Here is a 22,524-nt window from a genome sequence, read left to right as displayed (position 1 = left end):
CAAGTTAGGGGTTGCAGATCGGACAATCTGTACCGCGCCGGACGACCGAGGTTTCAAACCCGTACGTCTTCGCTAGCCATTCGTCCTTCCTTCGCTGACCCCTGGTGTAATTCGATTTATTCACCTTCACTTCATAAAGGTGAAGATTTCCGTCCGGATTCCTGACCGCGATATCCACTTGACGCCTGCCGTAAGGGGTCCACAGATCAAGTCCATTCCCGTAGCTCTCGCTGTAGATGTCAGACTTGTCATAGAACTTCTCAAACGTATCCGTCATTTCATCGACACCGGCAGCGCCACGGGCTTTGTCATGTGGACGAATTCCGCAGTTGCTGTTGCTGTTGTGAACAAGTACCGGCGTACCGCCCGCGAGTACATAGTACGTGTGCAAGTCGCGGACGGTGAGGTTGTAGGCGGCCTGGAGTCGGTGCAGGTGGGTGACGGCAACGACGGCGATGTTGTCGCCATCGGAAGTCCGAAGGGTCATGCCTGGCTTGAGGTCGGCGGCGTCGATCCAGGCACGAGCGCTGGGTGACCAGAAGGGGTGGTGATCGGTCGCGGTGACGGAGTTGGTTTTGCCGGCGTAGGTGACCGTGACGGTGGTGAAGTCCGTGTCGACCGGGTTGACGATGGTTGCGTCGACGGCGCGGGATCCAGATGCCGACGATTCCGGATCGGTCGATTCGACCTGGTCACCGACCTTGAGTTTGTCGATCGGTTTGACTGTGCCGTCCGCGAGAAGCACGAGGGTGCCTGCGGGGAAGCTGTTGCAACCTTTGGGGGCCGTGGTTCCCTTGCCGTCCCCGCCTCCGTGCTCGCCTTTGAGCATGTTGCCTTCGCCGGCCCAGTCGTCGGGGCTGCCTCCGAATGCGGCGAAGTTCGCGCCGATGAGGTCCGACACGCTGGACCCGTAAATATTCTTGGGACAGCCGCCTACATCGCTGCAGGCCATGAAGATGTCGGTGCTCAGCCTCTGGGTGAGGATGGCCACCCCGTCTTTGCTGGTGGCCTGATTCGGGTCGTTGCAGTAGAAACTGCCGTCAAGTTCGCAGTCTTTGGAGATGCGCTTGTCGAGTGCGGTGGCGAAGGCGAGCCAGTTGTCCCAGTCGCGGGGGATGACAACGGTGGGGTACACCTCGACGGTCGCTGGTTCTGCTGTGGCTGCCGGTGAGGTGTCGCCGTGGGGCGGGAATTGAGTGCCGTCGGAGCAGTGGCCCTTCGCGCAGCGGTCCTGGATATCAGACACCACGTCGTTGACGTGGTGGTTGTCCCCGGTGCATTGGTTCGCCCCGGTGCTGCACTCCTCCTGCCGCTGGCCGGTGGGGTCGGAGAATGTCAGCGGGTTGTTGTTGCTGTAGGTGTATGCGGCCAGGGACTGGGGGTCGTCGGGGACGAGCAGGGGGTCGACGGAGATGAAGCGGCCGGTGGCTGGCTCGTAGTCACGGGCGCCGAGGTGGGTGAGTCCTGTGGCGGTGTCTTTGGTACCGCCGATGAAGCCACGGGTGCCGGCCCAGACGGTGGGGGCGGGGCCGCGGTCGGTGCCGAATGGTGTTTCGTAGTGCTGGGTGAGGGCGCCGGTGGCTGCGTCGATATTTGCGTCGGCGGTGCCGTGGGCGTCGGTCACCTGGAAGGTGATCTTGTTGTCGTCGCTGCGGACGGCGACGGCTGCGCCGAGGGGGTAGTAGCGGGTTGCGGTGGGTTTGGCGGCGCCCTTGACGTAGTTCACCTCGGTGTTGCCGAGGTAGAGCGTGGTGTTCTCGGCGGCCGGGTTGGCGGTGTCGACGGTGTGTTCGGTCAGTCGGCTGCCGTCGGTGCCGTAGACGTAGTCGGTGGTTCTGTTGGTGGTGATGGTGGTGGTGCCGGTGGTGGTGCCGACGGCGTCGGTGGCCTGGTTGAGTGTCCCGTCGGTGCCCCAGACCAGTGTCTGGTCGTCGGTGGTGCCGGCTTTGGGCTCGAGGTGGCGCTGCAGGGTGTTGCCGGCGCTGTCGTATGTGTAGGTCTCGTTGACTGCGGCTGCGGTCCCTACCGCGGTGGCGACGCTCTTGAGGGTGTGGGGGCCGGAGGAGGTCGCCGGGTAGCTGTATGTGCGCGTCGTGTCCGGCGCGGTGGCGCCTGCGGGGTTGTGCTGGGTTTCGGTGCTGCGGGTGCCGTCAGTGTTGTAGGCGTAGGTGCTCCAGTAGGGCGCGGGTCCGCCGAGGGCTGCGCCGGCTGGTGCGGTGGGGCAGGACCCCGCCGCGGGGGTGAATGCCTCGGTGAGGCGGGCGAGGTAGTCGTAGCTGAAGCACTGCAGATCGGTGCCCGTGCGGGAGGCGTCCGCCAGCGAGGTGACGTCGCCAGCCTCGTCGTAGGTGTACTGCGTCGCCCGCGCCGCGCCTGTTACATCCTGCTGGTCGGTGCGGCTGCCATGCAGCCGCTGGGTGCCCCACTCCCAGGAGTTGGTGACCCAGAGGTTCTTGCCCCCGGCGTTGAGGGTGGACTTCAGAGGCTTGTCTGTCAGGTCGTAGCTCTGTGCGGCGAGGTAGGAGGAGAGGTTGCTGCTGATCGTGGCGGGGCGGTGCTGGGTGTCGTAGGTGAAGGCTACGACCTCTGCCGACAGGTTTCCGACTGCGGGGTAGCTGGTGGACTGGACGGTTCCGTCGAGGTTGTACGCGGTGATCGTCGAGTAGTTGCCGGCCAGTCCTTGCTGACCGGCGATTGCGGGGGCGGTCTCGCCGGGGATGGACGGCACCGTGAGTGTGGTCTTCTTCGCCCGGTAGAGGGCGTCGTAAGTGTTCACGGTGTTCTTGTACTGGTATGTGGTGCCGCCGAAGGTGACGTACCGGGTTGAGCTGGCGAGGTGGCCCAGGGCGCCGGTGGGGTCCCATACCTGCGAGGTGAGGAGGGGGCCTGTGGCCGTGCCATCGTGGGTTTCGATCTCGCGTGAGAGGTTGTCGTATACGTGGGTGACGGTTTTGGTCCGGGCATCCGTCGTACTGACCAATTCGCCACGGTCGTTGTACTTGCTCGACGTTGATCCGCTGTCGGGGTCTGCGGCGTTGACGAGGTTGCCGGACTGGTCGTAGGTCCACGTCCAGACGTTGTGCGACGGGTCGGTCAACTGAGCGAGTCGACCCGCGTGGTCGTATTGGTAGGCGGTGGCATCGAATGCGCCGACAGGAGTGTCTGCCTTGTACTGGCGCAACTCGGTGACGTGGCCGGCCACGTCGCTGAAGGTGGTGGTGGGGGTACCGCCCTTCGGCGGGGTCACGGTGACGCTGTTTCCGCCGTACGTCGTGATCGTCTTCGACAAGACGGTGCCCACGCCGTTTCCTGCCAGCAGCGTTGACTGGGTTACCCGGCCGAGCCCGTCGAACTGGCTGGCGGTCTGGGTTTCCACACCGGTGGTGTCATCGACGCTGGACAGCGTGCCCGACGGGGCGCTTTCCGCGTAGTAGGGGGCGTAGGTCAGCTTGGCCTGGCCTCGCTCGTCGTAGAAGGTGTCGGTGAGGATCCGGCCGCCGTCGGCTCCGGGCGACTGGGTCTGCCGTATGCGGCCGAAGCCGTCGTAGAGGGCGTACGACGTGTCTTGCGACGCGTCGTTGTTCAGTGTTTTGGTCGCGACGGATCGGATGTCGGTGTCGGCGTCGTTGTAGACGAACTGCGAGTTGGGGGTCTGTCCATCGCCCTTGGAGCGGTTGGGCAGCCAGACTTTCAGCGGGCGGCCCAGGGCGTCGTAGATCACGTCGGTACGGAGGAGTGCGGGGTCGAGGGCGATGCTGGGGAGCCCGCGCAAGGGTTCGTAGGCGGTGGTGCTGGTCTCGGCTCCGGCACTGGTGGTGGCGTTTGCGGGGGGTGTGGTGATGACGACCTTGGTGGGCCGGCCGGTTGTCGGGGTGTAGGTGGTCAGGGTGGTGCGGGGTTTGGTGTCAGCCGTGGTTCCTACCGTGGTGACGGGCGCTTTGGACTCGTCAGTGGGGTCGAAGACGCTGCTGGAGGCCCGGGTGGTGCTGGACAGTGGCCGTCCGTAGGAGTCGTAGGTTGCCGCGTTGTCCAGGTAGGTGGCTGTCGTGCCGTGCCGTGACTGGAGGGTCTCTGTGAGTGAGGCGAGACCCTTGGTCGGGGCAACCCCATATGCCTTGTTGTCGTAGCGGACCCGCACGTCGGAGATCACCGCGGATGTCCCGTCGGGCTGGGTGTCCCGGTTCACGCTTGCGGAGCAGGCACCTGCGACGGTCTCCGTGCGGATCGCGCCGGTGAAGATCCAGGCGGTGGTGTTGTCGGCGTATGTGGTGCGGGTGCACTGGTCGTCGGAGGTGACGGACACATCGCCGAGGGCTTCGGAGACAGCGGCCCGGCCGTAGGCGTCGTGCGTGGTGTTGCTGCGGGCTTCCCGCCACAGGCTGCCAGCGCCGTTGTCCAGTGAGGTGAAGGAGCGGTTGGTCGAGGTGGCGACCATGTTCGCGGTGGTGGTTCCCCAGTCGCGTACCCGGCTCGCGGTCTGTTTCTTCCAGGGGGTGTTGACGGACTTTTCCAGGATTTTCCCGCCGGGCCTGTCGTAGGTCTCGGTGCGGTATTCGAAGCCGGACCACGCCTCGTCGTCGGTGAGGGTTGTGCCCTCTCCATCGGGTACCTGAATGGTGCGGGTCTTCGTGGCGTCTGTGGGGTTGTTGCGGTCGCCGTCCATCCCGCGCAGGAAGTAGTGGTCTGCTTGTGTAGACATTCCCGCGGTGCCGCCGGTCTCGACCCGGACGTGGCCGTGGCCACGCCACTGGGACCACGTCTTGAGTTTCTCCTTGGTCAGGCCTTCGTCGTCGTCGTAGGCCCATGCGCCGCCGTCGAGGTAGGAGTAGTGCGTGACCATATCGGGTGCGCCGCCGGTACGGTCGGTGGAGATGACCGCGTCGACGACGTATTTGTTGAACCACTCCGTCGTGACCGGCACATCGTTGGTGGGCTGGTACATCTGCGGGAAGCAGCGCGTGGTGTTGCTCTGCGGGGTCGGCAGGTTGTCCCAGTCGCACGCGGCCTGGGAGTAGTTGACGTCCGTCTGGCCGCCCGACTCGTCATCGATGCTGCTCAGCCGCTGCTTGAAGAAGGGAGCGCGGCCGTCACCGGTTTTGTCGAGGCGGTTCTGCCGGACGTCGTAGCCGAGGGTGGTCGGCGGCAGGGGGGCGGGAGCGGTGCCGGCCAGGCCGGTGTGGGTGACGGAGTCGAGCAGCAGCTGGTAGTCGTTGTCGGCGGTGCCCCATGTGTGGTGCAGGGCCCAGGAGTCGATGTCCTTGTAGGTGCCGTTGGTCTGCAGGGTCTGGGTGGTGACACCGGTTAGGCGGGTGCGGGTCCAGAACGTCGGGGAGTAGCGGCCGGCATCGCAGTCGGTGCCGGCCTTGCAGTTCATGTCCCAGGGGGTGTCATACCAGTACTGCCGGTTTGTATCGATGTTCGCCGGGTTGCACAGTGAAGCGGTCGTTTCCAGGCAGCGTTCCGCTGTCGCGAAGCTGACCTTGGCCATCGGTTTGATGGTGCCGGAGTAGATGTCGCCGCTCTGCTGGCCATATTCGATGTGGTCGAGAGTGGCCGCGCGTATGTAGGGGGTGTCGTCGCTGGCCTTCAGATTGCGGCCGTAGGAGTTGGTTTCGGGGTTGTACCAGTAGGTGATGTCGTTGCCGGTTGGGTCGATGACCAGGTCGAGGTTCCAGCGCCAGCCCTGCTGGCACCAGGAATCGGCGAAGGTGGCGGCGTGGCAGGGTTCCGTGGCGTCGTCGCCGAAGACAGGAACGGTTTCTACCGATTTGGTCTCGGGGTTGCCGGTGGTCCAGTTGGTGAGGCGGTTGTAGCCGAAGTAGTAGCGGGTGCCGTTGGTGGTGATCGCTTCGAAGTACTCGCCGTCGTTGTCTCCGTTGCCGCGGGTCAGGTCGCGGGTCCGGATGACTTTTGTGCCGTCGTCGCCCTTGATCCGCCACTCGTCGGCGGAGACCGGGATCAATTCGCCGGCGTGGCCAGCGAAGCTGATGGTGGCGTTGTCGTAGGCCCAGCACATGTCGCCGGGCTCGACGCCGTTGGTCTTGACCCCGTCGTCTCCGCACGGTTTGTAGGACCGCTCGACGAACCCTGGGTCCATGTCAAAGCCGTCGCCGGCCCAGGAGCCCTGGTTGTTGCCGTTGGACGTCCGGCCGTCGACTGCGCCTGAGCTGTACGCGAGCCCGACGTCCGGCAGCAGGCCGCCGGGCACTGCGGGGACGGGCATGTTGTAGTTCCACGAGAAGGAGCCGCTGTTGAGCGATGTGCTCCAGGTGGAGGCGGGCGTCAGGGGTGATGCTTTGTAGTCGCCGGCGAGGCTTGCCGGTCCTGTGGTGGCGCCGAGGACGACGATTCCCGCCGACGCGGTGGACGCGCGGGCCGACGGGGTGGTTGTTGACGTGGCGGGGACGTCCACGGCGTCGGTGGTGACTGTCTGCGTCTCTTCGTTGTTGGTGCTTTTCAGTGGGGTGCTGTTTCGGCACTGTGGAAGGGCGGGAGTCGTCAGGGCGCAGGCGGGCAGTTGCACGATGTGCAGGCGCTTGCCGTAGCCGGCGCCGGCGGCGCCGGCGAAGGCGCTGTAGTCGAGGCTGACCTGGGTCTGCCCTCCGTGCCCGGCGGCGCCGGTCACCGACATCAGTACTCCGTCGATGCCGGCTTTCGCCGCCGCGGAGTGATCGAGAACGCGAACGGTTGCGGTCGTCGATCCGGTCAGTGAGGCGAGCCTGACCGGCAGCTTGCCAGCCTTCACCATGGTGCCCGTTGCGGCTGACGACTTGGCCGCGGTCGATGCCTTGGCGTTCGGTGCCTGCAGCGTCAGCGTCGCCGATCCGCCGGCAGGCCAGGCCGCTTTGGGTGTGCGGGGAGCGGAGACGGTGTGTACCGTCTGGCGTGGTTTGATCTTGGCGTTCACGACGTGTACCGGCTTCTCAGCAGATACGGCCTGTGGGCCCTCGTCTGCGGACGCGTCGGTGAGCGCTGCGGGCACTGCCTGCAGCATCGTGGCCACAAGGGCTGCGGAAATGAACCAGCCGATCCTGCCCCTGGCTGATCTCCAGCCGAACGTGGTCCTGCCCGTACTCGCCAATTCCCCACCCCACTCAAAATGCGGCTCCCTGGATGGAGCCGCAGACGGTCGAATCAGGCAGACGAGCCCTGCGGGTCGTCGGTGCCGCCGTGCTGTGTCGCGGAAGGTGGCGGCGCGCGCCGGATTGCGCGCGCCGCCGGTCGGTTCGGTCCCGCTCACGGACCTGTGGTGCTGTCCAGTTCTTCGCCGTTGGCCAGCGTGATGATCTGGGCTGAGCTCAGGACCCCCTGATAGGCCCAGACATCGTCGATCTGGCCGGAGAAGTACTCGATCTCCGGTCCCGTCGCGTGGTTCCGTCCTATCTGCAGGCCCGCGGTGGCCTCGAAGGGCTGGTTGGCGCCTGCGACGGAGGTGTGATTGATGCAGGTCCCCGAGGTGTCGTCGTCGTCGCAGACCTGGTCCTCGAGTTGTCCGTCGATGTAGAGCGACAACTGGTTGGAGAACGAGTCGTACGCGATCGCCACATGGTTCCAGTTGCCGAGTCCCTGGGCGGGATTGCTGTGGGTGGCGATGGTGTGAACGGCGGTGGTTCCTGTGTCGACCGTCTCGACCTGCCATTCGCCGACGACGGTGTCAAAGGCGGGGTCATCCGGGGAGTCGGGGTCGTGGTCGGTGCGGATGTAGTGCCATCGGACCGTGACGGCGCTGTCGGTTCCGTTGCCCAGGGACCACAAGGTCATGTCGCGGGTGGCTGCTCCGGCGGTCTGTTCCCATCCGGCGATGGTGAAGCTCTGCCCGGTGTGCAGGGGCGGCGTACTGGTCGCCGCGTAGTCGCCGGTGCCGTCGAGGCTCAGAGCGCCGGTGCCCACCAGCGGTGTGTCGGTGTTGATGCCGGCCTGGTCGTGCAGGGTGAGCGGGCGGAGGTTCAGGTCGTCGGGGGAAGTGGTGGTGCCGGTGTTGAGCTTCCAACGGCCGGCCAGCAGCGGACGCTGCTGGATCATGGTCTGAATTTCGGACGGGGCCAGGGGCCGGTCGAAGACGCGCACGTCGTCGATGTCGCCGCCGAAGAACTCGTCGTTGGCGCCCTCCCGGTTGACCGCACCGATCTGCAGGCCGCCAGGAGTCGACCAGGGGCTGGTCTGGGTGTAGGAGTTCGAGCCGACCAGGTAGCCGTTGACGTACAGCTGGATGCGGTGTGCTGTCGCGTCGGCGACGCCCACCAGGTGGGTCCACTCTCCGGTGGTCGGCCCGATGCAGGGCACCCCGTTGCTGTCGGGCTTTCCGACCGTGCAGACGGGCTGATTGGCGTAGATCAGTGGTGCGGTCGCGGAGTCGGACTGGTAGCGGGCGAACACCCAGTCCTTCCCGGAGGCGGAGTAGTAGAGGGAGAACTGCCCGTTGTGGACTCCGTTCTGGGTGACGGCCATTTTTGCCTTGGTGTCTCCGGCTACGGGGGCAGGCAGTTTCACCCATGCCGAGACGGAGAAGCTGCGCGCGCCGTCGACCTGCGGGCCGGGCGTCCTGGCGTATCCGGTGGAGCCGAAGTGGGCTGCCTTGTTCACCACGCCGGGGCCGCCGAGGGTGACCGCGCCGGACAGGTGGGCGCCGGTGGTCTGCGGATTGCCGGTCATCGTGGTGCCGGTCTGGTCAAGGGACCAGACGGCCTTGGCCGGCAGGCCGGTGCTCGGGGTGCCGTCGGCGGCAACGGTGGCGGCTTCTGTGCCGGACAGGGCCCGGTCCCAGACCTTCACCTCGTCCAGGGCGCCCTTCCAGGCGTCGGCGTAGGTGTCCTTCCACAACATGCGCCCGAACTGCATGACTCCTCGGACATCGGGGACCGAGGGTGCCGCCACCGGGGTAGAGCCGACTCCGTTGACGTAGATGGTGATGGTGCCGGTGGTCTGGTTGTAGACGCCGGTCAGGTGGGTCCACTGGCCGGCGACCACCGGGGCGCTGGATGCGACCGACTGCCAGGCGTAGCCGGCGGCGTCCAGGGTGGGGATCTTCAGCGTCCATTTCCCGTCGTAGAGTCCCAGGCTGAAGCCGCCGTTGTAGGTGCCGTCCTGGCTGACCGCGGCCTGGCCGACGGTGGTGTCCGAAGTCTTCACCCAGGCGGAGACGGTGAAGCTGGCCGGGGTGTCCAGCACGGCCCGGTCGGTGGCCGCGTAGTCGGTCGGCACCGAGGACGCGTCGGTTGCTCCGGGCAGGGTCAGCGCGGTGTTGGTGTGACCATCCGCGCCGCCGGCCGCCCCGCCGTAGAGGGTGGCGTTGTACGTTCCGCTCCGGCCCGCGAGATCCGTTGTTCCGCCCTGGTCGTCCATCGACCAGCCGGCCCGGTCGGGGTCGCCGGCCATGACGTTGAAGTAGTACGAAGTAGCGACCGAGCCGTTGCCGGCGGCGTCGACGGCTCTCACCGAGAGGAAGTGCGGTCCCTCCTGCTGCATCAGCAGCAGGACCGATGCCGGCGCCCCGGCAGTGGTACTGACCGCGTGGGCGGAACTGGCGCTGGTGTCCAAGGCGTACTGGTAGCTGACCGCGTCGCTTTTGACACTGGTGAAGGTGAACGTGCCGTAGTGGCCGACTCCGTTGATCCAGGGCAGAGGTGCGGTGGCGTCGGCGGAGCCGGGGAAGGAGGCGGAGGTTGTCACGGGGCCGGGCGGCTTCTGCGAGTCGATCGTGAAGTAGCAGTCGGTCTGGACATCACCGGCCGAGCTCCACGGTCCCCACTGCGCGCCGTCCCAGGCACGGACCTCCCAGCCGACCGTCACGCCGGTGTTGCCGGGCACCGACGCCGGCAGCGTGGCCGAGAACATCGAGCCGGACGCCTTGAACGTAGTAGTGCCGGGCGAATTCGCTTCGGCCCCGGTGGACCACCAGTGACGTCCGAAGCCCGAGCTGTTCGTCCATGCAGCGGCGAACTGCACCCCGATCTTCTCCCCGTCGAGGTCGTAGACCTTCGCTGTCACCTGGGGCCACTTGTTGACCGGGACCACCGCGGTCTGGCATGCCGACCCCGGAGACATTGACAGGTCCTTCATCAGCGGCTGCTTGGGCGGCAGGTTGTACTCAACCCGCATCGACCCGTCGCTGGTGAAGCGCTTCCACTCGTCGCCGTTGGCCGACGTCTCGTCTTGAGCCTTCAGCCCCAGCGTTAGATTCGCCGAGTTGGCATCCGAAGTCTTCTGAAGCTGCGCCCGCAGCGCCGTAGACTCGTCCCCACCGAACTCCTGGTAACCGGCGGGGCAGGAGGAGCTCCACCCCTTCGACTCGCTGACCGTCTGCAGCCGGGTCGCCCAGAACGGCGACGACCCTGTGGTGCTGCTGGCGTTGTTCCACGTCGTGCCGGAACTTATGGCCTTGGTCGCGTACAGCTGCACGGGCTCATTGGTGCAGCTGTAGGAGTGTGATTCGTACACGTCGAACTCCGCGGACAGGATGTGCTTGCCGGCGAACGGCTGGCCCTTGACTGGCAGGGCGTACAGCACGCGTTTCACGTCCCCGGCCGCGCAGGAGGAGTCGACGCAGTAGCCCATGCCGAAGTCGCCGGAGAACTTCCAGTAGGAGTTGCTGGGCCATGCCTTGGAGATGCCCGCCCAGCTGCCGGCGTGCGGGGTGGTCCAGTTCGGGTCGATCATCACCGGGTAGACCGTGCCGGGAGCGTCCAGCAGGGTCTGGTCGGGGGTGAGGGCCAGGGTGTGGTCGCCAGCCGGGATGTCGACGCCAACCGGGGCGGCGTGCGGCCCGCCGGAGTCGTCGGCCAGGGAGACCTGGCCCGTGGTCTTCGCTACCGTCTTGTTCCCTGAGTCGCTGGCCGGCGGGTCGATTCCTGCTGCGGCGCTTCCGGCGGCTGTCGAGTCGTACATCACCGGGATGGGAGCGGTGAAGACCGTTCCGCCGCCCGCGGCGTCCACGGCCGACAGTGAGTTGTCCGTGTTCTCCTTCACCGTCAGGTCCGTGCTCGACAGACCCAGCCGGACCTGGTCCAGTTGCGGGTTCTTCGCGGCCTCGGCGGACTTCACCACGATCGTCTGCGCGAACCCGCCCGTGGTGGCCGTCATCCGCAGGTCGACATCGGGAAACACCGACGGGTAGGTGGCTGTCGCCCCGTCAAGGACCGGGGCCGGCAACGACGTCGGCCAAGTCAGGCTCAGTTCCTTGCCGGCCTGGGCCATCCGGACCAGCGGCTGCGAACCGCCCCCGGAGAACTCCACGTCCGAAAGCACTGCCTTGGGGGCGACGGACCCGTCGGGCAGCGTCGCCAGCCTCGTGTCGATCAACGCCCAGGCCCCGTCCTTGCGGGTGCGGACCGGCTGGCTGTGGACCGTGGCCACCAGCGTGCCGTCAGCCTGCGCGGTGACATCGGTCGACTCCGTCGTCAGCGCCGGCACCGCCACATCCTTGCCGGACTTCCGGGCCGCAGCGAGGGCCAGCGACTCCGGGGAGTCCACCGGCGCGGACACCGCGCTACCGCCCGGCGAGCCGTCAGCCAGAACAGGATCGTCGGCAGACGCAGGAACGGCCCCGCCGGCCAGCACCGCCCCCGACAGCACCGCCGCCACGCCTAGCTGTGCCACGAAACGGCGTCGCCGCGCGCCGAAAACGCGCATGCCTCTTACAGCCATACCCACCCTGTCCCACCCCATATGAAACCCAAAGCAAATGGCCTCCGGATCAAACAGGGAACCCACAGGATTCGTCAATGTGACCTAGGTCACATTGACGCTTCCGCAAGCTGCAACTATTACACGCAAGAAAGACCAAGGGAATGGAATTTTCAAGAGCTTGAAATAATAACTCGAACCGCAAAAACCTGATCAATGCGGGAAAAGTCGCAATTATCACCCCGTACTGCACCCTCATGTTTCCTGCGGTGCGCAAAAACACGGAAGACACCAACAGCACCTCTCGCTGGCATCGGATAACCCGCCCCAAAAAACCTCCGCCCGCCGGCAATACTTGGGCGAGCCGCTCTGCACAGACCCGCAGAGACGGCACGTCACAGTCGGCACGCCCATCAGCGACGAAGATCGGCGATCCGCCCGAAGCGGCAGCCCGCCGCCACAGAACCGAGGGCGAAAACTCCCGGTTCACAGGGGGATGCGCCCTGTGAGCGTCAAAAGCCTCCCACCGGATTCGAACCGACGACCTTCGCTTTACAAGACCGTGAGTATTCGTGTTGCCTGGTGCCCGGTCGTGCTGTCTGGTGCTGTTCTGCCTGATCAGAGCACGTGCGGCTTGTTGGCCTGTGCTGCCTCGTGTTACCTCGTCCAAAGGCGTCCGGCCACCGGTCGGCCACCGGTGGCCGCCGGAGGGCGGCTCAACAGGGTTGTAGGTTGCCGACAGATGCCTATCGGGGGGCAGTCAACTCCCACGAAATTGGGCCATCTGAACCTCTCCAGGATAGCTGGTGGCCGAGTCGATTGGAGATCGTCTCCTCGGTAGTGGCACGCCTCTGGAGCGGAGTGGTTGAAGCGGAGACGACCTCCTGCGGCCCACCTGATCCGTCCCTCTTACTCGGCCCTGAACCCGTCTTCCGTCCGGGTGAACAGCGCTCCCCCCCAGTTTGATCACACTCCTGACACACAGTGGTCATCCCGATACCCTGCCGAGTAGCGACTTGGCCTGAGCGCTGAACTGGGTTGGGGGCACCCGAACTTCAAGGTCAGCTCGCGAGTCGCTTTCATGGAGGTAGGGGGCGTTTTGTGACGGCAGTCAGGAACTGGCTCGGCGAGGACTGGGAGGCGTGGTGCATGCTCCTCGTCCGCCGTCGGTACGGTGCCGAGCAGGTTCAGGTAGTGCCGGCCAAACACAAGGGCGATCTCGGTATCGAAGCGTTCACTTACGACGGGTGCGCCTTCCAGTGCTATGCGGCCCAAGAGCCAATCCCGGTATCTGAGCGCTATGAGAAACAACGCGACAAGCTCACACGCGATCTGGCAAAGCTTGAGAACAAGCAGGCGGAGTTCCTGAAACTGCTTGGCACGGTGCGAATTAAGCGATACCTGCTAATGGTGCCGTTCTTCGATTCACACGAGCTCGTCCAGCACGCCTCGACTAAATCAGACGAGTACCGGAAGAAGAACCTGGGAACGCTCGACAGCGACTTTCAGGTTGTCGTTGTGGATGAGGCTGCATACGCAGATGAGGCTGAGGCCTTGCGACTCCGCCCAGAAATTCTGGTGGACGTCCCGGATCATACACGGGCAGATATCCAAACCTGGAAGCAAGCGAACGAACTCGCCGTGGAAACTGCCGATCGCAAACTCCGGCCTCTAATCGCCACAGATCCGCAGAGGCTCTCAGTCCTAGAGTCCTTGATCACGCAGTACATCAAGGGAGAGAACGCGCTCGGAAGCCTTCGACAGAAATACCCAGACAACTGGGAACTGACACGGAGATATCGAAGCCATAAAGAGAGTCTTCTGGTCCTTCAGTATCCGACCGGTTCGCTGAATATCACTAGCTTGGCGCAGATAGCAAAAGAAATCGACGATGAGCTCAAGGCGGCCGTTCCTGCTGCGGATTCGATTCTCAGGACTACCCTTGCCTGGGCATCTATCGCAGACTGGATCATGCGCTGCCCTCTGGACTTCTCCTAGATGGGGCCCATAATGCTGAACGCTGACGAGCTAGCTGACCTCTTCGCTTCCACGGAAGCCAATATCACGTTTACTCAGCGACCTGATCCGATCCCAGGGGATCTGCGGATCGGCTGGCGTCTGTCTGCCCTCGCTATCGTCCTCGACAAGTGCCGTGGAGGAACTGCAAACCCGGAACAAATTCATCTGCTGATTTGGGCACTGCGTTCATCATCGTCTCGTGAAATGATTCAGCGCTGGATCTCCGGGGAGAGAATGCCTGATGACTTTGCAGTTCGATACGACCCCGCCTTGAGTCGCACGATCTCCATTGCGGTAGCTAGCGGCCTCGCCGAACGGCGGCCCAATCAATCGATCGCCCTGACTTCTCAAGGCAGTGCGCTCGCCAGAACTGTTTGGTCTGACCGGGAAGTCCTTCGCGAAGAGAAAGGCTTGCTCTCCTCACTGCCAGGCAAGATTACCCAGAAAGCCATTCGCGACCTGATGTCTTGGAGCTAGGCATGTTGAAATTGCGGCATCTCCGCATTCGCGTTGAGACATCAGGCCCGGAGTGCGGAACCGATATCGAGTTCACGGATGGGCTGAACATCCTTCGAGCCGACAATTCCAGCGGCAAGTCTACGTGCATGCAGGCAATCCTCTACGCACTGGGGCTGGAAGGCATGCTCAGTGCGAAGCGAGATGTCCCGCTACCACACGCAATGACGGACCTCATTGAAGTCGAAGGGACCGAATACCTCGTACAAGAGTCCTGGGTCGCACTAGAGATTGAAAACTCCCGGGGCGAGGTCGTTACCGTTCGACGTTCGGTGAAGAGCTATTCGAGAGACAGGGCGCTCATCGAGGAGTTCGAGGGTCCGTGCTTGACAGAGTCCAGGCCATTGGTGCACTCCCGCGACTACTTCGTCAGGCGGGCCGGCGCGGCCCAGCGGGAACAGGGATTCCATTACCATCTGGCACAATTCCTTGGCTGGTCGCTGCCGATGGTGAGCCGACTCGATGGCAGCGAGGTTCCGCTGTACCTGGAGTGCCTGTTCCCATACTTCTTCGTCGAGCAGAAGCATGGCTGGTCCGGGATCCAGGCTCGAATCCCAACTCACTTCATGATTCGCGACGTTAGCCGGCGAGCAGCAGAGTTCATTCTGGCACTCGACGAGTACGAGGCGATTCTAAAGAAGCAGCGACTGGATGCAGCAGCTGCCATCATGGAGTCCGAGTGGCGGCAGACCGTCGAACGCATGGCTGGCGTCGCAAAGGGTGGGTCCGTGGTACTTCGCGGATTCCCGACCAAGCCGACTGAGAGTCCCGCGATCACGCCCGAGGCTGTTATCGCAACGTCCGATGGCTGGATTAGCGTAGACGCCGAGCTGGAACGCCAGCGTGCACGGTATGCCGAGCTCGAAGACTTGGTGATCCCGACGACTGAGGAAGACTCGGGTCCTCTCGAAATCAGGATTTCCGAACTTCAAGACCAGCTTGCAGTGGTGAATTCGCTGAGCGCTTCGAATCTCTCCGATTTGCAGGATGCGATGAGTCGGAAAGACGGGCTTGAACTTCGAGTCGAAGCCCTGGAAGAAGACTTGCAGCGACACAAGGATGCGGCTCTTTTGCGCAGACTGGGTTCCCGGCATGCATCGATCATCAGTGGGGACGCGCACTGCCCGACTTGCCAGCAATCACTTCCCGATGGATTCGATATCACCCTTACACCAATGTCGCCGGATGAGAGCATCGCGTACATCGAGCAGGAGATCCGAACTTTCCGCGCGATGTACGAAGATATCTCCAGGATCGTCGAGGTGAACCAGTCCAAGCTTGCCGGCCTTCGAAACGAGGGGGCTCAGATTCGACGAGAGATTCGTTCAGCCAAGCAGTCGCTGACCTCCCCCAACGGAACTCCGTCAATCGCAGCCGTTGCCGAGCGGGTGCGCTTGGAAGACAGCATCACATTCCTTGAGCGAATTCAGGAAGAGCTCTTTGGCACCACAGAGGAGCTCAAAGCCAGGAGCGCTTCCTGGCGGGCCAACCGGGACGCCATCCGAAGCCTCGCCAGCCGAGAAAGGTCTCCTAGGGACAGGTCAAAGATCGAAGCCCTAGAGTCGTCTCTCAGAGAGCAACTTGCCGCGTACCACTTCCACTCGCTAGCGCCGGGGAGCATCGATATCGACCCCGACACTTACCGCCCGACTCACGAGGGGTTTGATCTCGGCTTCGACCTTTCCGCCAGTGACATGATTCGCGTCATTTGGGCGTATTTGCAGGCTTTTCTTGAAACGTCAATGCGTTTTGACACGAACCACGCGCGGCTGTTGGTCTTTGATGAACCACGTCAGCAGGAGACAAATCGCATGAGCTTCGCTGCTCTACTGGCGCGAGCAGCGAACAACGGTCGCATGGGTGCGCAAATTGTCTTCGCCACGAGCGAAGAACGGGAGGCGTTGGAGGGCATGTTGGGTCAGGCCCCACCGCACTTGATCTCCGTTCCTCCCGGTCAGAAGCTGCTTCGTCGCCTCAGCTACTGACCTTGAATGCGTGATGTCGTCATGCTGGGGCGGTTGCGAGAGCAGAATAAGACATGATGCCCGATTTTTCGTGTGACGCGGGGCAGGCGGGCAGGTCGTGGTGACATCGGTCGACTACGGCCGGGGCTGGGTGAACAAGCCCTGCTCGGTCTCGCCTCCGTCGCCCTGGCGGCCTGACCAACCCCCGAAGGACTTACGAACTCGACCACTGTAAGTAATTGCTCGTCGTCACGGCTGCGGATTCCGATCCTGGCGTTCTGGAATAGCGGTCCACCGTTTTGGATTGCTCCTCATGCGCTGATCACAGGAGGGAGCACAGATGACGGACCTCAAGCTGTTCCGGCTGGACACCCGGGTCGGGGACGTGGAGCTGCGCGGGTCGACGGTGGCGCTGGAGGTGGAGTTGCAGCGTCGGGTCGAGGCCGGCATGGAGGCGATGCTCGGCATCCGGTTCCTGGCGTCGGAGTACCCGACGGGTCCGTGGCACCGGGGCCGGATCGACACCCTGGGCCTGGACGAGAACGGCGCTCCGGTGGTCGTGGAGTACAAGAAAACGGCGGACAGCGGGGTGCTGTCCCAGGCTTCCTCCTACCTGTCGTGGCTCTGCTCCGCTCGTCATGAGTTCGAAGCGCTGGTGCGGGAGCGGCTGGGTTCCGAGGCGGTCGAGGAGATCGACTGGCGGAACGCGCGGGCCGTGTGCATCGCCGGCGACTTCTCCCGCCATGACCGGGTCGCGGTGTACGACAACCGCAGACGGATCGACCTGGTGCGCTACCGGGTCTTCGACGGCGGCCTGCTCAGCCTGATGCTGATCGAGTCCTCACCCGCTTCTGCAGGCCCGGCTCCGGCACGGCAGCGCAGCCGCGAGCGGCAGGAAGGGGCCGGCGACGGGCTCCGGGCGGTGCCGAGCCTTGTTCCTGACGGGCTGCGGGACCTGTACGGCGAGCTGGACGAGGCGTTGACCGCCTGGGGCGAGGTCGAGGTGGCCCGGCTTCTCCACTACATCGCGTACCGGCGAATGGTGAACCGTGCCTCGGTTATCTTCCGTCCGTCGCACGGGGTGATCCTGGTGTATCTCACCCTCGATCCGGACACGGTCGAGCTGGAGGAGGGCTTCACGCGTGACATGCGCGGCATCGGGCACCTCGGGACAGGCGACCTGGAGGTCCGGATCGGGTCTGCGGCTGACCTGGACAAGGCGGGGCCGCTGATCCGGCGGGCGTTCGAGGCTGCTTGACGGCAAGGGGAAGGGTGGCTGGCGCATCGGTCTCCCGGTGCGCCAGCCACCCTTGTGTTGTCTGAGGTCCATCGGCCTGGTCTGGGGGTTCTCGTGGTCATGCCTCCGGTCCGGCCAGGATGAAGTCGTCCCGGGTCAGTTCGGCCTGGAGCCTGCGTTCGGCGACGGCGGCGTAGTGGTCGGAGAGTTCGATGCCGACGAAGTGGCGGCCTTCGCGGAGGGCTGCGACTCCGGTGGAGCCGCTGCCGGTGAAGGGGTCGAGGACGGTGCCGTCTTCGGGGCAGATGCGGACGAGCTGCTGCATGATTTCGACGGGCTTCTGGGTGATGTGGACCCGGTCTTTGCGGGGCTGGGAGGCGACGAAGTAGCCGGGCAGGTAGAGGTCCCGGCTGTGGTCGAGGGTGCCCTTGACGCCCCAGGTGATGAACTCCGACGCCTGCTTGAAGCCGCCCTTCCTCGGGCGGCTCGCGGGCTTGATCCAGGGGATCGTGCCCGACCAGGTCCAGCCGGCCATCTGCAGGGCGTCGCTGGTGGTGGGTTCCTGGCGCCAGTCGGAGAAGACAGCGGCGACCGCGTGCTCGACCGCGGCCCGGTATGCCTCGGTGAGCAGTTCGGTCAGCCACGACCGGTAGGAGCGCTGGTCGCGGTTCTCGCCGGGGAAGTTCTGCAGGTCGTGCGCGCTGTTGCTGGTGACGTACTTGGCGCGGGCGGTGCGGCCGGTGCGGTCCGAGCTGGTGCGCCCGCCGGAGTTGTACGGCGGGTCGGTGATGACGGCGTGGACGCAACTGTCGGGCAGGGTCTTGAGGACGGTGAGGGCGTCGCCTCGGTGCAGCGTGTAGGTCATGCGCGGGGCCTCTTTCCTGGGCGCGAGGGAAATGCCCGCTCCGGGGAATGCCGAAAGGCGGCGATCCGGAGCGGGGGTTGCGCCGGAGGTTAGCCACCAATTCCGGACCGACCTAACGAGGCCATGCCTCCTCCACGGCCTGGACTGGGGTTATTTGGCGCGTCCGGATTTCCGGTCTACTGTCCCGTCAGGTCACCGGGGCGGGGCGCCGCTTCACCCATGTTGACCTGTGCTGATCCGTGTTGCCATGTCCAATTGGGCAGCCGGAAAGGCACGTGCGCCACTGCTTTCCGCACCGAGAGGGGGCCTGTTGTGTACTGCCTGAGATTACGAGCGCGGCCGGCTGCCGCGCACGACCCGATACCGGCGTCCGGGAGCTGATAGCTCCGTGATCCGGGCCCGCCCCTAGGGGCGGATTCACACCGGCGCGGTGCCGGCGGCTTTGCACGAGAAGCCGGCACCGCGTCTCCTACCAACGCAAGGAGCCGCTGCGATGCAGCATGCCCTGATACGCCCACGCCCCGTCCCGAACCTGTTGCGCAGTAAGGCCACTGGCCATCGTGGACGGTGGCCGCAGTGAAGAAGACCGCCGGAGTCGTCGTCGGCCTGGCCGCTGCCGGTCCGCTGCTGCTGGCCGTTCCTCTGCTCGGCATTACCGCGGGAAGTGCGGCGGCCTCGTGTTCCACCAGCGGTGCACAGGCTGTGGATACCGCAGCGGTGGCCGCGCAGGTGCAGGCGATCCTGGACGGCGGCGGCACGGTCACCGTGGCGGTGCCGGGGCTGGATGACCCGGCCGAGCAGGTGCACAACGCCGAGACCATCGCGGCCACCGGCCTGGCCATGGGCATTCCTGCCCGCGGGCAGGTCGTGGCGCTGGCGACCGCGCTGCAGGAGAGCGGCCTGCGCAATCTCACCTACGGCGACCGCGATTCGCTGGGCTTGTTCCAGCAGCGTCCGTCGCAGGGCTGGGGTACCGCAGAGCAGATCCTCGACCCGGTCCACGCCTCGACCAGGTTCTTCGAGGCGCTGGAGCAGGTGGCGGGCTGGCAGTCGCTGTCGGTCGCCCAAGCTGCCCAGGCGGTGCAGAAGTCGGCCTTCCCCGACGCCTACGCGACCTGGGAACCGCTGGCGACCGCGCTGCAGAAAGCCATCGAACCACTGCTGGCACAGCCGGGCAGTTCAACACCGGCTCCCATCCCGTCAGGATCCGGCGCCATCGGCACCGTGCCGATGGGTATCGGCGGCGATTGTTTGCCCGGCGGGGACGGTACCGGCTTCGGGGTCATCCCGCCGGGTTCGGTGCCGGCCGGATACACCATCCCGGCGGACGCGCCGCCGAAGGCGCAGACCGCGATCCGCTGGGCGCTGGGCCAGCTCGGCACCGACTACCAGTGGGGCGGGAGCTGCACCGACTCGCACGGCCCGGACCCGATGGGCCGCTGCGACTGCTCTTCGTTGATGCAGCAGTCCTACAGGGCCGCTGGCGTCACACTGTCGCGGACAACGTACACACAGGTCAAGGAAGGCAAGCCGGTTTCGGTCGCTGCCCTCCAGCCCGGTGATCTCGTCTTCACCGAGGGCACGGCTGCCGCTCCCGAGCACGTCGGGATGTACATCGGCTCCGGCCTGATCATCAATGCCCCCCACACCGGCGCGGTGGTCGACATCAACACCCTCGCCGACTGGAGGCCGCAGATCCTCGCGGCCCGCCGCGTCGTCTGACCCGGCGTTTCTCCCCTCCTCCCTTTTCTTCTTCCCCTTCCCCTTCCTTCCGCGCCATCGCTGCGGCCCTGCGGGCTTCGGCGCGTCCTGAATCGAACTGGAGTTCTCATCATGTATCTCGCCGACAAGCTTGTGCGGCTCGCCTACGACCCCGGGATCAAGCCGAACGAGGGCGGGCTGCCGGGCCTGGCCGTGCTCAAGGAGGTGATGGGCTCGGTCAACCTGTTCGGGATCATCGCGGTGGTCGGGGCGCTGGCGGTCAGCGCCGGGGTGTGGGCCTGGGGCCACCACTCCGGCGGCCACCAGGCCGAGGCCAACGGCAAGAAGGGCGTGCTCGTCTCAGCGGGCGCGGCCCTCCTGCTGGGCGCTGCCAACGGCATCGTCGCGTTCTTCTCCACGCTCGGAACGCAGGTCCACTGATGCCTTCCACGTCCTCGAACCTCGACCGCGCGTCCCGGATACGCCGGCGGGCGCTGCTCGGCGCCGTCTTCCTGCTGGTGCTCGTTGCCCTCGCCGGGCTCACCGCCTACCTCACCCGCGACGGCCGTTCCCCTGCCAAGCCCGAAGCTCCTCAGACGAGTTCGGCGTCCACGACACCCGGCTCCTCGGCGGCGGCGACCACGCCTGCGCCGCACGGCGTCAATCCCGCGCTGCCCGTTCCTCCGGATACGCACGACCCGATCGCCTTCGGAAAGGCGGCGGCCGTCGCGCTGTGGTCCTACGACACCCGCGCCTACTCCCAGCCCGAGCTGCTGGCCGCGCTGCACCGGTGGATGACCACGGAGACCAAGTACGCGGACACCGCGTCGGTCGACGCCCTGGTGCCCTCGCCCGTGCTGTGGGAGCAGATGGCCGACCAGGGGCAGTTCGCCACCGCCACCGCGGCCGAGGGGCACTTCCCCGCCTCGTTCACCCGGGCCCTGCAGGCCGACCCCGGGGCGATCACCACCGCGTACGTGTACGCCGTGACCGTCACCGGTCAGCAGTCCATCGCCTGGACCGGGGCACCCCGCGGCGGCGCCGAGGCCCGCGCGATCACCCTCGCCGTCCAGTGCCGCCCCGGCCGGCCCTGCTCGCTCGCCGGCGTCCTGCCCAACGTCGCCCCCTGACCGCCCATTTCTGAAAGGAGGTTCCGCTATGGGAGCCTGTGATCTTCCCCTGATGTCCCAGGTGTGCGATGCCATCGGCGGTGTCGTCTCCGGCACCGGCCAGGCCGTCACCGACGGCATCGGCGCCTGGCTGGCCAAGTCCGCGGGCGATCTGGCCGCAAGCGCCGCCGACCTCGCGGCCAGGGCTGTCGACGAGACCACCGCCATCGATTTGAACGCCCCGTGGTTCCGGGAGAACTACGAGCTGCTCCTGCCGATCGGCCTGGCCCTGACCGTCGGCACGTTCTGTCTGCAGCTGATGTCCGCGGCCTGGCGGCGCGACGAACGCGCTCTGGCCCAGGCCGCCGTCGGCACGATGGTCGGTGTCCTGTTCTCCTTCTGCGCCGTCGCCTTCACGTCGGTTGCCATCACGGTGGTCGACGCCTTGTCCGACGGCCTCTTCCAGGCGGCGAACACCTCGGTGGACGACGCGATCCGCCGGGTGGTCGAAGTCGACGAGCTGGGGCCGATGTTCGGCCTGGGCTGGGGCGTGCCCTCCCTTGTCGCGCTCGGCATGGCGATCGGCGCGTTCATGTACTGGGGCGTCATGGTGGCCCGCAAGGTCGGCGTGCTGATCCTGGTCGCGCTCGCGGTCTTCGCCGGATCCGGCGGCGGCTGGGAAGCCGCCAAACGGTGGCGCAGGGGCTGGATCGAGGCCACCGCCACCCTCGTGGTGAGCAAACTGCTGATGACGGTGGTGTTCCTGATCGGCGTGTCCGCGATGGGCAAGTCCGATTCGCATGACGGTCTGTCCGCGTTGTCCGACGCGATGGCCGGCCTGGTCGTCATGGTCTTGGTCCTGCTGTGCCCGTACGCCACCTACAAGTTCGTCCACTGGGCCTCCGACGGCGGCGGCCACGACGACCTGCACCGCACCGGTATCGCCGGAATGGCGGTCGCTGCAGGCGCGGCCAAGACCGCGGGCAGCCTCGCCATGCAGGCCGGCACCGGCACGCCCGCGCCGCAAGGGCCCAGCCAGGTGCCCGGCGCGGGCGCCGACGGCGTCGCCTCGGGCATCGACCCCGCCGGGTCCAACCTCAGCAAGGAAGGTATCGACGGCACCCCGAGTCCGAAGACCAGCTTCCGCTACGGCGAGGACGAGACCGCCGCCGGCGACCAGGGCCGCGCCCTGATTCAGCGACCCGGCATCCCCCCGCTGATCACCCGGCCCGCTCCCGCTGAATCCGAAGGCTCCCCAGCCGGCACCCCGGGAGCGGCGGTCCCGGCACCCGGCCCCTCAGACGCGGGAGCGATGGGAGCGCCGCCGGACGGCGAACCGTCGGCTGCCGGCTCCACGGCGCAAACACGCTGGTCCTACCCCGATCAGCCGCCCTCCTGACCGGTCACCCGCCCGGGGCGGGCTGCAGGCCACCTTCCCGCAGCCCGCCCCTCCCCAAGGCCGCGCGGCACCGCTCGGCTCTACCCGCCCCT

At 65.7% G+C, this 22,524-nt stretch carries 11 protein-coding genes; 8 read left to right on the top strand and 3 right to left on the bottom strand.

The window, feature by feature from the left end; all coding sequences use genetic code 11:
* Nucleotides 1-4: 4 nt before the first annotated feature.
* Entirely contained in the window at nt 5-7,240 is a 7,236-nt protein-coding gene (locus tag OG519_RS28925) for a polymorphic toxin-type HINT domain-containing protein (RefSeq protein WP_405589921.1), read from the bottom strand.
* Nucleotides 7,237-11,481, bottom strand: a complete 4,245-nt coding sequence (locus tag OG519_RS28920) for a LamG-like jellyroll fold domain-containing protein (protein ID WP_405589918.1) — start codon at nt 11,479-11,481, stop codon at nt 7,237-7,239. Before OG519_RS28920 ends, OG519_RS28925 begins: the two co-directional genes overlap by 4 nt.
* A 1,242-nt stretch (nt 11,482-12,723) precedes the next feature.
* Here OG519_RS28920 and OG519_RS28915 point away from each other — a divergent pair.
* From OG519_RS28915 to OG519_RS28900, 4 genes are all read left to right on the top strand, one after another.
* On the top strand, nt 12,724-13,620 hold the full coding sequence (locus OG519_RS28915; RefSeq protein WP_405589915.1) for a hypothetical protein: 897 nt from the start codon (nt 12,724-12,726) through the stop codon (nt 13,618-13,620).
* Nucleotides 13,621-13,632: 12 nt separating this feature from the next.
* Nucleotides 13,633-14,118: a hypothetical protein gene (locus OG519_RS28910; RefSeq protein ID WP_405589912.1), complete on the top strand. Its 486-nt coding sequence runs from the start codon at nt 13,633-13,635 to the stop codon at nt 14,116-14,118.
* Nucleotides 14,119-14,120: 2 nt separating this feature from the next.
* On the top strand, nt 14,121-16,142 hold the full coding sequence (locus OG519_RS28905; protein ID WP_405589909.1) for an AAA family ATPase: 2,022 nt from the start codon (nt 14,121-14,123) through the stop codon (nt 16,140-16,142).
* A 319-nt stretch (nt 16,143-16,461) separates the two neighbouring features.
* Nucleotides 16,462-17,379 (top strand): hypothetical protein, encoded by a 918-nt coding sequence (locus OG519_RS28900; RefSeq protein WP_405589906.1) that lies wholly within the window; start codon nt 16,462-16,464, stop codon nt 17,377-17,379.
* Between the two features lie 97 nt (nt 17,380-17,476).
* On the opposite strand, the gene OG519_RS28895 is transcribed toward OG519_RS28900, so the two are convergent.
* Nucleotides 17,477-18,223 (bottom strand): DNA-methyltransferase, encoded by a 747-nt coding sequence (locus tag OG519_RS28895; RefSeq protein ID WP_405589904.1) that lies wholly within the window; start codon nt 18,221-18,223, stop codon nt 17,477-17,479.
* A gap of 576 nt (nt 18,224-18,799) precedes the next feature.
* On the opposite strand from OG519_RS28895, the gene OG519_RS28890 reads away from it, so the two are divergent.
* From OG519_RS28890 to OG519_RS28875, 4 genes are all read left to right on the top strand, one after another.
* Entirely contained in the window at nt 18,800-19,945 is a 1,146-nt protein-coding gene (locus tag OG519_RS28890; RefSeq protein ID WP_405589901.1) for a C40 family peptidase, read from the top strand.
* A 111-nt stretch (nt 19,946-20,056) separates the two neighbouring features.
* Complete coding sequence (locus OG519_RS28885; protein ID WP_405589899.1) at nt 20,057-20,365, top strand: DUF6112 family protein; 309 nt, start codon at nt 20,057-20,059, stop codon at nt 20,363-20,365.
* Nucleotides 20,365-21,054 carry a hypothetical protein gene (locus OG519_RS28880; RefSeq protein WP_405589896.1) on the top strand — a complete coding sequence of 230 codons (690 nt, stop codon included), beginning with the start codon at nt 20,365-20,367 and terminating at the stop codon, nt 21,052-21,054. Before OG519_RS28885 ends, OG519_RS28880 begins: the two co-directional genes overlap by 1 nt.
* Before the next feature lie 28 nt (nt 21,055-21,082).
* Nucleotides 21,083-22,432: an ATP-binding protein gene (locus OG519_RS28875; RefSeq protein WP_405589893.1), complete on the top strand. Its 1,350-nt coding sequence runs from the start codon at nt 21,083-21,085 to the stop codon at nt 22,430-22,432.
* Nucleotides 22,433-22,524: the final 92 nt, after the last annotated feature.

Source organism: Streptomyces sp. NBC_01190 (assembly GCF_045039895.1).
Taxonomy (GTDB): Bacteria; Actinomycetota; Actinomycetes; order Streptomycetales; family Streptomycetaceae; genus Actinacidiphila.
The sequence above is the reverse complement of the archived record's forward strand: the minus strand, read 5'-3'. Positions and strand labels throughout refer to the sequence as shown.